This window comes from Rathayibacter sp. AY1H2 (assembly GCF_002931985.1).
Lineage (GTDB): Bacteria > Actinomycetota > Actinomycetes > Actinomycetales > Microbacteriaceae > Rathayibacter.
This window is the reverse complement of record NZ_PSUV01000001.1, coordinates 187,259-199,547: the sequence shown is the minus strand read 5'-3', so window position 1 is coordinate 199,547 and position 12,289 is coordinate 187,259. Positions and strand designations below refer to the sequence as shown.

Sequence of the window (12,289 nt, the reverse complement as noted above, 5' to 3'; positions counted from 1 at the left end):
GCCGCGCGATCGGGAGCGCGGCGGCCGGGGCGACACCGTAGGGAGGCGGGGTGACGCGGAGGTGAACAGGCGGGGTCGGCCCGCCCGGCTCAGTGCGCCATCGGGAGCGGCGCGTCCGACTCCGCCGGGCGGCGGACGAAGAACGCGGCCACGATCGCGACCGTCGCGATCGACGCGCCCCACAGGAACGCGGAGTGGATGCCGCCGGCGTAGGAGGCGACCTCGTCGGCGCCGCCCTGCGCGAGCTCCGCCGACCGGATCGAGAGGACGGTGACGAACAGCGCCGTGCCGGCCGCGCCGCCCAGCTGCTGCACGGTGCCGATGATGGCGCTGCCGTGGGAGTAGAGCGAGGGGCGCACCGAGCCGAGGCCGGCGGTGAACAGCGGCGTGAAGACGAAGGCGAGGCCCAGGCTGAGGGTGACGTGCAGCGAGAGGACGAACCAGGGCGACGAGTCCGCCGCGAGCAGGGTGTACCCCCACAGTGCGCCGGCGACGACGATCGAGCCGGGCACGAGCAGCACGCGCGGGCCGAAGCGGTCGTAGCCGCGGCCGACGAACGGCGCGAGCAGGCCCATCAGCAGGCCGCCGGGGAGCAGGAGCAGCCCGGTCTCCAGCGGAGTGAGGCCCAGCACGTTCTGCGTGTAGAGGGGCAGCAGGATCAGGGTGCCGAAGAGCGCCGACATGCTGACCGCCATCATCGCGATGACGATGGTGAAGTTCGCGGAGGAGAAGGTCCGGAGGTCCAGCAGGGCCCGGTCGGTGCGCTGCAGCAGCAGCTGGCGCGCGATGAAGCCCGCGAGGCCGAGACCCGCGACGACGAACGGGATCCACGGCGCGACGACCGCGGCTCCGCCCTCGCCGAGGCTCGACAGGCCGTAGACGAGGCCGCCGAAGCCGAAGACCGAGAGGACGACCGAGAGCGAGTCGATCGGGATGGAGCGGGGCTCGGTGACGTTCTCGACCTTGCGCAGGCCCAGGAGCAGCGCGCCGATCGCGATCGGCAGCACGATCCAGAACATCCAGCGCCAGCCGAGGAAGTTGAGGATGACGCCCGAGATCGTCGGTCCGACGGCCGGAGCCACCGAGATGACGATCGAGATGTTGCCCATCATCCGGCCGCGGATCGCCGGGGGCACCAGCGTCATCACGGTCGTCATCAGCAGCGGCATCATGATGGCCGTGCCGCCGGCCTGCACCACGCGGGCCGCCAGGAGGACCGCGAAGGTCGGGGCGAGCGCGGCGGTGAGCGTGCCGAGGCTGAAGAGGATCATCGCGGCGGCGAAGAGCGTGCGGGTGTGCAGCCGCTGGATCAGGTAGCCCGTGATCGGGATGACGACGGCCATCGTGAGCATGAAGGCGGTCGAGAGCCACTGGCCCACGTGCGCCTCGACGTCGAAGTCGCGCATGAGGTCGGGCAGCGCCACGCTCATGATCGTCTCGTTGAGGATCACGACGAACGCCGACACCAGCAGGAGGCTGATGACCAGGCGGCTGCGCGGTTCGAGGGTCGTGGCGGCGGCGGGTGCGGCGGGCCGCGCGGCGGGAAGGGTGCTGCGCTCGGTCACAGGTGTTCTCCGGTCGTGAGGGGGATCGGTGTGAAGGGCGCATCGACGGCTCGACTCGCGGGCGCGGATGCGGGGTACGGAGGGAGAACAGCGGCGGACGCCCCGGACATTCCCGATCGACGGGGATCCGCTGCGAGCGGTCTCAGGCGAGGACCGCGCAGAGCGCGGAGGACGCGGCGTCGGCCTCCTCGAGCGTGGCGCCCTCGCCGAAGCTGAACCGCACGGCGGTCCGGGCGACGTCGGGGTCGAGGCCGAGGGCCAGCAGCGCGGGCGAGGGCTCGTCGCGCCCGGCGGCGCACGCCGAGCCGCTCGAGACGACGACGCCGCGCTCCTCCAGCTCGAGGAGCGTCGACTCGCCGCTGCGCCCGGGGACGGCGTAGGCGGCGATCGAGGGGAGCCGGTGCGCCGCGGAGCCCAGCGGCACGGCCCGGGGCGCCAGGGCCGCGACCCGCTCGGCGAACGCGTCCCGGACGGCTCCGACCCGCGCCGCGCGGTCCGGGTCGAGCAGGCGCACCGCGGTGCCGAGCGCGACCGCGAAGGCCACGTTCTCGGTGCCCGAGCGCCGCTCCCGCTCCTGGCCGCCGCCGTGCAGCAGTGGCTCGAACGGGAGCCGGCTGCGCAGCAGCAGCGCCCCCACGCCCTTCGGCGCCCCGAGCTTGTGCCCCGAGACCGAGACCGCGTCGGCGCCCCAGCCCGCGACGTCCAGCCAGCCGGCGGCCTGGACGGCGTCCACGTGCAGCGGCACGCCCCGCGATCGGCAGAGCGCCGCGATCGCCGGAACGTCCTGCACCGTCCCGATCTCGTTGCTCGCCGCGATCACCGAGACCAGCGCGGTGTCCGGCCGGACCAGCGCGGCGAGCGCGTCGAGGTCGAGCAGGCCGGTCGCGTCGACGGGGGCCGTCGACACCTCGAAGCCGTGCAGGCGCCGGAGGTGGTCGGCCGACTCGACGGTCGCCTCGTGCTCGAGCGCTGAGATCACCAGGTGCCGTCCGCGCGGCGATCCCAGCGCGAGGCCCTTGACCGCCGTGTTGATCGACTCCGTGCCGCCGGAGGTGAAGAGCGTCTCGGAGGCGCGGCCGCCGAGGAAGCGGGCCACGTGAGCGCGCGCCGCCTCCAGCGCGCGCGCCGCGGCGTCGCCGAGCGAGTGGCTGCTCGACGGATTGCCGTACTCGGCGGTGAGGAACGGCCACATGGCCTCCAGCACCTCGCGGCGCACGGGCGAGGTCGCGGCGTGGTCGAGGTAGATCACTCGACTGCGATGTCCAGGCCGAGGTCGAGCGAGCGGACGCTGTGGGTGAGCGCGCCGACGGAGATCACGTCGACTCCCGCCTCCGCGATCGCGCGCACGGTCGTGAGGTCGACGCCGCCGCTCGCCTCGACCACGGCCCGCCCGCCGATGAGGGCGACGCCCTGGCGGAGCAGCTCGGGGGTGAAGTTGTCGAGCATGATCGTGTCCGCGCCTCCCGCCAGCGCGGGCTCGATCTGGTCGAGCCGGTCGACCTCGACCTCTAGGTGCGCCGTGTGCGGGATCGAGGCGCGCGCGGCCCGCAGGGCCGCGGTCAGGTCGATCCCGCGCGCGGCGAGCACCGCGAGGTGGTTGTCTTTAGCCAGCACCGCGTCCGAGAGCGAGAAGCGGTGGTTGCGGCCGCCGCCGCTGCGGACGGCGTGCCTCTCGAGCGCACGCAGACCCGGCGTGGTCTTGCGGGTGTCGACGATGCGGGCGCGCGTTCCCTCCACCGCGGCGACGTACTGCGCCGTCAGGGTGGCGATGCCGCTCATCCGCTGCACGAGGTTGAGCGCGACGCGCTCGCCGCGGAGCACGCCGCCCGCGGGGCCCTCGATCCGGGCGAGGGTCTGCCCGGCCTCGAAGACCGCGCCGTCCTCCACGAGCACAGAGCAGCGGATCCGGGAGTCGGCCTGCCGCATCGTGCCGACGAGGACGGCGCCGCCGCTGAAGACGCCGGGCTCGCGGGCCACGAGGGCTGCGCTCGCGGTGGCGTCCGCGGGGAGGAGGGTGTCGGAGGTCAGGTCGCCCCAGGGCGCGTCCTCCTCGAGGGCGAGGGTGACGACGCGGTCGATGCTCTGGCGGGTCAGCACGGAAGGGCCGCCTCTCTGGTGGGGGCGGCGGCGCTCGCCGTCGCGGGGTCGGGGGAGTCGGTGCGGTGGTGGGCGCCGACGGAGTGCGTGCGCGCGGTCGCGGCGTCGATGAGAGCGAGGGCGCAGGTCAGCAGGTTCGCGTCCTCGAGCGTCCTCAGTCCGAGCGGAGCGGGCGAGGCGGAGGCGACGAGCGCGTCGCGCGCCGCTGTGAGCCCCGCCGCGTCCCGGGAGAGGCCGGCTCCCGCCCACATCGCGTCCTGGAGAGCGGTGCGGTCGAGCGTCATCGGGACGACGGCGCGGGGAGGCGCGACCGGGCCGCCGCTCCAGGAGAGGGAGTCGAGGGCGAGCGCCGCGCGGCGCGCGAACACGACGCCCTCGAGCAGGCTGTTGGAGGCGAGGCGGTTCGCACCGTGGACGCCGGTGCGGGCGACCTCGCCCACTGCGAGCAGCCCGGGGAGGCTGGTGCGCCCGTCCAGGTCGGTCGCGATCCCGCCCATCCAGTAGTGCGCGGCCGGAGTCACGGGCAGCAGGTCGTCGGCGAGCGAGAGCCCGTTCTCGCGGCAGGCCGCCGAGATCGTCGGGAACCTCTTCGCCAGCACCTCGGGGTCGATCGCCCGGGCGTCCAGGTGCACGGGCAGCCCGCCCTGCAGCCGCATCCGCTCCGCGATCGCGCGCGCCACGACGTCGCGCGGCGCCAGCTCGGCCTCGGGGTGCACCCCGACCAGGAACCGCTCGCCCGCGGCGTCGCGCAGCACCGCGCCCTCGCCGCGCACCGCCTCCGAGACGAGGAAGCCGCCCGGCAGCGCGAGCGTGGTCGGGTGGAACTGGTAGAACTCCAGGTCCGCCGTCTCCGCTCCCGCCCGCAGTGCGGCGGCCAGCCCGTCCCCGGTCGCGACGGACGGATTGGTGGTGTGCCGGTAGAGCTGCCCGGCGCCTCCCGTGGCCAGCACGACCGCGTCGGCCGTCAGGCGCTCGAGCACGCCGTCGTGCAGGACGTCGGCGCCCGTGACCGAGCCGCCCTCCCGCACCAGGTCGACCAGGGCGGCGTGCTCGCGCACCTCGACCGACGAGGCCCGCACCGCCGCCACGAGCGCGGCCTCGATCGCGGCGCCCGTCGCGTCGCCGCCGGCGTGCAGGATCCGCGGACGCGAGTGGGCGCCCTCGAGTCCCCGCGCCAGCTCGCCGCCCTCGCGGTCGAAGCCGACGCCCCACTCCTGCAGCACCGCGACCGCCTCCGGCCCCTCGGCGCAGAGCACCTCGACCGCCGAGCGCACGGCGAGGCCCGCACCGGCGGTGAGCGTGTCCTCCACGTGCAGCGCGACGGAGTCGCCCGGCGCCGTGACCGCGGCGATCCCGCCCTGCGCGGCGCGCGTCGACGACTCCGCCAGCGCGCCCTTGGTGACGAGCAGCACCTCGTGGCGGCGCTGCGCCGTCAGCGCGGCGACCAGCCCGGCGATGCCGCTGCCGACGACGACGACCCGCGCCATGTCAGACCGCCGCCGGCCCGGCGGGCGGAACGGCCGCGAGCATCCGCTCGAGGGCGATGCGCGCCTCGGCCTGCACCGACTCCGCGACCTCGATCCGGTTGAGCACCGTCCCCGCGACCAGTCCCTCGAGCACCCAGGCGAGGTAGCCGGGGTGGATGCGGTACATGGTCGAGCAGGGGCAGACCACGTCGTCGAGGCAGAAGATCGTGTGCTGCGGGTACTGGACGGCGAGGCGCTGCACCAGGTTGATCTCGGTGCCGATCGCGAAGGTCGATCCCGCGGGTGCCGCCTGGATCGCCTTCACGATGTAGTCGGTCGAGCCGTACTCGTCGGCCGCGTCGACGACCGCCATCGGGCACTCCGGGTGCACGATCACGCGCACGCCCGGGTGCTCGGCGCGCGCCTTCGCGATCTGGGCCGTCGTGAAGCGCTTGTGCACCGAGCAGAATCCGTGCCAGAGGATCACCTGCGCGTCCAGGAGCGTCGCGGTGTCGGAGCCGCCCTGCGGCTTCCGCGGGTTCCACATCGGCATCCGCTCCAGCGGCACGCCCATCGCCTTGGCGGTGTTGCGGCCGAGGTGCTGGTCGGGGAAGAACAGCACCCGCTGCCCGCGCGCGAACGCGTCCTCGAGCACGGTCGCCGCGTTCGAGGAGGTGCAGACCACGCCTCCGTTGCGGCCGCAGAACGCCTTCAGCGCGGCGGAGGAGTTCATGTACGTGACCGGGACGAGCGGCACGCGGCCGTCGGCGTCCGGCTCGGTGCCGTAGAGCTCGGTGAGCTCGGCCCACGCGTCCTCGACGGAGTCGATGTCGGCCATGTCCGCCATCGAGCAGCCGGCCGCCAGGTTCGGGAGGATCACGGCCTGCTCCGGACCGGAGAGGATGTCGGCCGTCTCCGCCATGAAGTGCACGCCGCAGAAGACGATCGCCTCGGCGTCGGGCCGGCTCGTCGCCGCCTTCGCCAGCTGGAACGAGTCGCCCACGTAGTCGGCGTACTGCACCACCTCGTCCCGCTGGTAGAAGTGCCCGAGCACGACGACCCGCTCGCCGAGCGTCTCCTTCGCCGCGAGGATGCGGTGGTGCAGCTCGTCGGCGCTCGCCGTCGTGTACTCCTCCGGCAGACGTCCCTGGACCGGGGCGTCGGCCGGGATCGGGTCGGCCTGGGAGGCGCCGGGCCCGTAGGCGGGCAAGCCGAGGTCGAACGACCAGGGGGCCTCCGCGAGCTCGGGCGCGCAGGTGGCGCCGGGCGCGGAGCCGCCCTCGATGAGCCGGATGGTGCTGTCGACGGATGTCACGGTGTTCTCCTCGTGAGGCGGGTGGGGGAGTCGGGCGGCGCGCTCAGACGGGCAGCGGGCCGTTGTCGACGAGCGCCGCCGACTCGTCGTAGCGGTAGAGGCGCGGGGGACGGTGGCGGGTGCCCGTCAGGCGCTCCCCGGTGGGCACCACGGTGCCGGAGCTCTCGATCGTCCGGCGGAAGTTGGCCGGGTCGAGAGGCTTCTGCAGGACGGCCTCGTGGACCTCCCGCAGCTGGGACAGGGTGAAGGCGCCGCCGAGGAAGGCCTGCGCGATGCGGGAGTACTCCATCTTGTTGCGCAGGCGCCAGAGGGCGTAGTCGACGATCAGTCCGTGGTCGAAGGCGAGCTCGAGCGGCAGATCGGTGCAGAGCCAGGCGACGTTCTCTCCCACGATGGCCTCGTCGGCCTCGGCGGAGCGCACGAGCGCCCAGTAGACGATCGACACGACGCGGTCCTCACCGGGGGAGCGGTCGGTGCCGCCGACGGCGTAGAGCTGCTCGAGGTAGCGCGGAGCCAGGCCCGTGGTCTCGCGGAGAGTGCGGCGGGCCGACTCGGCGAGGTCCTCGTCCGGATGCAGCGGTCCGCCGGGCAGTGCCCAGAGTCCCTCGAACGGCTCGCGGATGCGCCGGACGACGGGGATCCAGACGGTGCTCGCTCCGGTCTCCGGGTGCGGCCGCAGGGCGAAGATCACCGTCGACACGGCGAGCTGCACGTCCGGCATCCGATGTCCCTACTAAGAGTCGCACCGACTGTAAGTGCTGGGATCACCTTAGTGTCACGAACACCTGAACGCCTAGCGGAAGAGGCGACACGCCGCGCAGGGTCCGCCCTCACCGCTAGGCTGACCGCACAACCGAATACCGGGCCGCAATACGCGACGCGGGAGAGCCGACTCCGGTCGGCACCGAAGGAGCAAGCCTCCCCGCCAATCTCTCAGGTCTTGTACCGCGTCGAACTGGCCACTCTGGAAAGCGATCCGCTCGGATCCGCCCATGGTGAAAGCGCTCGACCCCTCGGGGCGTCGCGAATCTCTCAGGCTCCACGACAGAGGGGGAGTTCCCACGGCACTGCTGTGCTCTGCCGCGAACGCGGCGCGAGTCCAGCACTGCGACGAAATGGAGAACTCATGTCCGAGACCCCGACGACCAGCCCCGAAGCCCGCTACTCGCCCCTGCACGAGGTGCACGTCGCCGCCGGCGCGTCCTTCACCGACTTCGCCGGGTGGCAGATGCCGGTCCGCTACTCCGGCGATCTCGCCGAGCACCACGCCGTGCGCACCGCCGCCGGCCTCTTCGACCTCTCGCACATGGCCGAGATCCTCGTCGTCGGCCCCGAGGCGGTCGACGCCCTCGACTACGCGCTGGCGAGCGACATCTCGGCCGTCGCCGCCGGCCGCGCGAAGTACACCCTTCTCCTGGAGCGCACGGGCGGCGTGATCGACGACCTCGTCGTCTACCGCACGGGCGAGGACCGCTTCATGGTCGTCGCGAACGCGGCCAACCGGCACATCGTCGTCGAGACGCTCCGCGACCGCACCGCGATGTTCGAGTGCGAGCTGTTCGACGAGAGCGACGACGTCGCCCTCATCGCGCTGCAGGGCCCGCGCTCGCTCGAGATCCTGCAGAACGTCCAGGGCCTCGCCGTCGAGACCGAGCGGGGAGCGGAGTCGGTGCTCGACACGGACGACGCCGCCCGCCTGCTCGCGGAGCTGCGCTACTACCGCGCCGTGCCCGCGACCTTCGAGGCGCACCCGATCCTGATCGCGCGCACCGGGTACACAGGCGAGGACGGCTTCGAGATCTACGTCTCGCCCGACTCCGCTCCCACGCTCTGGCAGGCTCTCGCCGAGACCGGCGCCGGAGCGGGCCTCGTCCCCGCCGGCCTCGCCGCCCGCGACACCCTCCGCCTCGAGGCGGGCATGCCGCTCTACGGCCACGAACTCTCCCGCGACGTCTTCCCCGCACAGGCCGGCCTCGGCCGCGTCGTCGCCTTCGGGAAGCCGATCGACTTCGTCGGCCGCGCGGCCAGCGAGGAGGGTCCCTCCGGAGACGCTCCCGTGCTCGTCGGGCTCGTCGGCGAGGGCCGCCGCGCCGCCCGTGCCGACTACACCGTCCTCTCCGGCGACGACGAGGTCGGAGTGGTCACCAGCGGCGTCCTCTCGCCGACCCTGGGCGTCCCGATCGCGATGGCCTACGTCGCCCCCGCCTCCGCGCAGCCCGGGACGGCGCTCGCCGTCGACATCCGCGGCACGCGCCTCCCGATGACCGTCACCGAGCTCCCCTTCTACTCGAGAAAGAAGAACTGACATGGCCGTGCGCACCGAGCTGCAGTACACCTCCGACCACGAGTGGATCCGGGTCGACGGAGAGGTCGCGACCGTCGGCATCACCGCCTACGCCGCGGACAAGCTGGGCGACGTCGTCTTCGTCGAGCTCCCCGAGGCGGGAGCCCGCGTCGAGGGCGGCAGCGTCGTCGGCGAGATCGAGTCGACCAAGTCGGTGGGCGAGCTGTTCGCCCCCGTCGACGGCGAGGTCCTCGAGACCAACACGGCCGTCGTCGACAGCCCCGAGCTCGTCAACTCCGACCCGTTCGGCGAGGGGTGGCTGATCCGGGTCCGCTTCGACGCCCTGCCCGACGGCCTCCTCGACTCCGCCGCCTACACCGAGCTGGTCGGCGAGTAGATGGCGGCCACCAGGACCCCCGGCGCCTTCGAGTCCCGCCACATCGGGACCGACGCCGACGCGCAGCGCACCATGCTCGCGGCTCTCGGGTACGACTCCGTGGAGGAGCTCGTCACCGCCGCCGTCCCCGAGTCGATCCACGTCCGCGACCTCCCGCAGGTGCTGCCCGCTCCGGCCACCGAGACGGAGGCGCTCGCCGAGCTGCGCGCCCTCGCCGCGAGGAACACGGTGCGTCGGCCGATGATCGGCCTCGGCTACTACGGCACGCACACCCCCGCCGTGATCAAGCGCAACGTGCTCGAGAACCCCAGCTGGTACACGGCCTACACCCCGTACCAGCCCGAGATCTCGCAGGGGCGCCTGGAGGCGCTGATCGACTTCCAGACGATGGTCTCCGACCTCACCGGCCTCGACACGGCCGGCGCGTCGATGCTCGACGAGGGCACGGCCGTCGTCGAGGCGATGCTGCTCGCGCGCCGCGCCTCGAAGGCGCGCACCGACGTCTTCGTCGTCGACTCCGACGCTCTCCCGCAGACCCTCGCGCTGCTGCGCGGCCGCGCGGAGGCCGTCGGCATCCGCATCGTCGAGCTCCCGCTCTCGCGCACCGCCGCGGAGGAGGTGCCGGAGTGCTTCGGCGCCCTCGTGCAGTACCCCGGCGCGTCCGGGCACCTCTGGGACCCGTCGGCGGTGCTCGCCGCGGCGAAGGCCCACGGAGGCTTGGCGGTCGTCGCCGCCGACCTGCTCGCGCTGACCCTGGTGCGCTCGCCGGGCGAGCTCGGCGCGGACGTCGCGGTCGGCACCACGCAGCGCTTCGGCGTCCCGCTGGGCTTCGGAGGGCCGCACGCCGGCTACCTCGCCGTCCGCAAGGGACTCGAGCGCCAGCTGCCCGGCCGCCTCGTCGGCGTCAGCCAGGACGCGGACGGCCACCCCGCCTACCGCCTGTCCCTCCAGGCCCGCGAGCAGCACATCCGCCGTGAGAAGGCGACCTCGAACATCTGCACCGCGCAGGTCCTCCTGGCGGTCATGGCGGCGATGTACGCGGTCTACCACGGGCCGGACGGGCTCGCCGCGATCGCCGAGCGCGTGCACGGCCGGGCCGCGCTCCTCGCGCGCCTCCTCCTCGACCGGGGCCACTCCCTCCGGCACGCCGACTTCTTCGACACCGTCTCGGTCGTCGTGCCCGGCGGCGCGGAGGCGGCGGTCGCCCGCGCCCGCCAGGCCGGCTTCGACGTGCGCCTGGTCGACGCAGACACGGTCTCGGTGTCGATCGACGAGACGGTCACCGACCTCGAGGTGATCGCCGTCGCGACCGCCGTCGGGCAGCTGGACTCGTCGTTCGGCTTCCTCAGCGGCTCCGCGCGGAGCATCCCCGCCGAGCTCGACCGCCGCACGCCGTTCCTCGTGCACCCGGTCTTCAGCAGCCACCACAGCGAGACCTCGATGATGCGCTACCTCAAGCGCCTCGCCGACTCGGACTACGCGCTGGACCGCGGCATGATCCCGCTCGGCTCCTGCACCATGAAGCTCAACGCCGCCACCGAGATGGAGGCGGTCAGCTGGCCCGAGTTCGCGGACCTGCACCCGTTCGCCCCCGAGGCGGACGTGCAGGGCTCGCTGGCGCTGATCGACCAGCTGGAGGGGTGGCTCGCCCACCTCACGGGCTACGACTCCGTGTCGCTCCAGCCCAACGCCGGCTCGCAGGGCGAGCTCGCGGGCCTGCTGGCGATCCGCGGCTGGCACCGGTCGAACGGCGACGAGGACCGCACGGTCTGCCTGATCCCCTCGAGCGCCCACGGCACCAACGCCGCGAGCGCGGTCCTCGCCGGCATGCGCGTCGTCGTCGTGGCCTGCGACGAGCTCGGCAACGTCGACCTGGACGACCTCCGGGCGAAGATCGCCGAGCACGCGGGCTCCCTCGCCGCGCTGATGATCACCTACCCGTCGACCCACGGCGTCTACGAGCACGAGGTCGCCGAGATCTGCCGCCTCGTCCACGAGGCCGGCGGACAGGTGTACGTGGACGGCGCGAACCTCAACGCGCTCCTCGGCTTCGCCCGCTTCGGAGACTTCGGCGGCGACGTCTCGCACCTCAACCTGCACAAGACGTTCTGCATCCCGCACGGCGGAGGCGGTCCCGGCGTCGGTCCCGTCGCCGCGAAGGCGCACCTCGCGCCGTTCCTGCCCGGCCACCCGCTCGCGCAGCGGCTCGAGCACGGCGTGGGCACGCAGGGCGAGCGGATCGTCCACGGCGGCGCACCGGTGTCGGCAGCTCCCTACGGCAGCCCCGGCATCCTGCCGATCTCGTGGGCGTACGCCCGGATGATGGGCGAGGAGGGCCTGCGTGCCGCGACCGGGGCGGCCGTCCTCTCGGCCAACTACGTCGCCGCGCGCCTCCGCGAGCACTACCCGGTGCTCTACACGGGGGACAACGGGCTCGTCGCCCACGAGTGCATCCTCGACATCCGCCCGCTGACGGCGGCGACAGGAGTGACCGTGGACGACGTCGCCAAGCGCCTCGTCGACTACGGCTTCCACGCCCCGACCATGAGCTTCCCCGTCGCCGGGACCCTGATGGTCGAGCCGACGGAGAGCGAGGACCTCGCCGAGATCGACCGCTTCATCGACGCGATGATCGGGATCCGGGCCGAGGCCGACCGCGTCGGCGCGGGGGAGTGGCCGGTGGACGACAACCCGCTGCGCGGCGCCCCGCACACCGCGGAGTGCCTGACGGCCGAGGAGTGGACGCACCCCTACAGCCGCGAGCAGGCCGTCTACCCGGTCCGCTCGCTGGTGCGCGGCAAGTACTGGCCGCCGGTCCGCCGGATCGACCAGGCCTACGGCGACCGCAACCTCGTCTGCGCCTGCCCGCCCATCGAGGCCTTCGCCTGATCCGCCCGCACGCGCTCGTCCGCAACCGAGGGTGAGAGAGCAGGAACGGAGCCTCGAGCCCGTCCTGTCATCTCCCACCCTCGGCTGCGGACACCGTCGGTCCCGCACAGGCGCGGAGTGGGGCGCAGTTCTCCCGATCCGGGGGGAACGGCGCACGGCGACTCCGATGCACGAGGGAGCCCGACCGTGGGGAACGCGTGGTGGAGGTGCTGGCAGGCAGGGCTCGACGGAGTAGCGACGAGCGAGCGGCTCCACCGTGCGGGCGTCATGCCGCGG

At 73.4% G+C, this 12,289-nt stretch carries 9 protein-coding genes and 1 riboswitch; of the genes, 3 read left to right on the top strand and 6 right to left on the bottom strand.

Features of this window, described 5'->3' with window-relative positions:
* Positions 1 to 89: 89 nt before the first annotated feature.
* The 6 genes from C5C29_RS00900 to C5C29_RS00875 form a co-directional block, all read right to left on the bottom strand.
* Positions 90 to 1,565, bottom strand: a complete 1,476-nt coding sequence (locus C5C29_RS00900; RefSeq protein WP_104222964.1) for a DHA2 family efflux MFS transporter permease subunit — start codon at positions 1,563 to 1,565, stop codon at positions 90 to 92.
* Positions 1,566 to 1,707: 142 nt separating this feature from the next.
* Complete coding sequence (locus C5C29_RS00895) at positions 1,708 to 2,814, bottom strand: cysteine desulfurase family protein (RefSeq protein ID WP_104222965.1); 1,107 nt, start codon at positions 2,812 to 2,814, stop codon at positions 1,708 to 1,710.
* A complete protein-coding gene (nadC, locus tag C5C29_RS00890; protein ID WP_104222966.1) occupies positions 2,811 to 3,662 on the bottom strand; it encodes a carboxylating nicotinate-nucleotide diphosphorylase in 852 nt (283 codons plus the stop codon). Before nadC ends, C5C29_RS00895 begins: the two co-directional genes overlap by 4 nt.
* On the bottom strand, positions 3,656 to 5,149 hold the full coding sequence (gene nadB / locus C5C29_RS00885; RefSeq protein ID WP_104222967.1) for an L-aspartate oxidase: 1,494 nt from the start codon (positions 5,147 to 5,149) through the stop codon (positions 3,656 to 3,658). Before nadB ends, nadC begins: the two co-directional genes overlap by 7 nt.
* Before the next feature lies 1 nt (position 5,150).
* The gene (gene nadA / locus C5C29_RS00880; protein ID WP_104222968.1) at positions 5,151 to 6,443 is read right to left on the bottom strand and encodes a quinolinate synthase NadA; all 1,293 of its coding nucleotides are present in this window, start codon (positions 6,441 to 6,443) and stop codon (positions 5,151 to 5,153) included.
* A 43-nt stretch (positions 6,444 to 6,486) separates the two neighbouring features.
* Positions 6,487 to 7,164, bottom strand: a complete 678-nt coding sequence (locus tag C5C29_RS00875) for an NUDIX domain-containing protein (RefSeq protein ID WP_104222969.1) — start codon at positions 7,162 to 7,164, stop codon at positions 6,487 to 6,489.
* A gap of 149 nt (positions 7,165 to 7,313) precedes the next feature.
* A riboswitch (glycine riboswitch) is annotated at positions 7,314 to 7,401 on the top strand.
* Between the two features lie 168 nt (positions 7,402 to 7,569).
* Between C5C29_RS00875 and gcvT the strand changes: the two genes are divergently transcribed.
* Genes gcvT through gcvP form a run of 3 tightly spaced genes read left to right on the top strand, consistent with a single transcriptional unit; the run spans position 7,570 to position 12,013 of the window.
* The gene (gene gcvT, locus C5C29_RS00870; RefSeq protein WP_104222970.1) at positions 7,570 to 8,748 is read left to right on the top strand and encodes a glycine cleavage system aminomethyltransferase GcvT; all 1,179 of its coding nucleotides are present in this window, start codon (positions 7,570 to 7,572) and stop codon (positions 8,746 to 8,748) included.
* Between the two features lies 1 nt (position 8,749).
* Complete coding sequence (gene gcvH / locus C5C29_RS00865; protein WP_104222971.1) at positions 8,750 to 9,124, top strand: glycine cleavage system protein GcvH; 375 nt, start codon at positions 8,750 to 8,752, stop codon at positions 9,122 to 9,124.
* Positions 9,125 to 12,013, top strand: coding sequence for an aminomethyl-transferring glycine dehydrogenase (gene gcvP / locus C5C29_RS00860; protein ID WP_104222972.1), 2,889 nt, complete (start codon positions 9,125 to 9,127; stop codon positions 12,011 to 12,013).
* Positions 12,014 to 12,289: the final 276 nt, after the last annotated feature.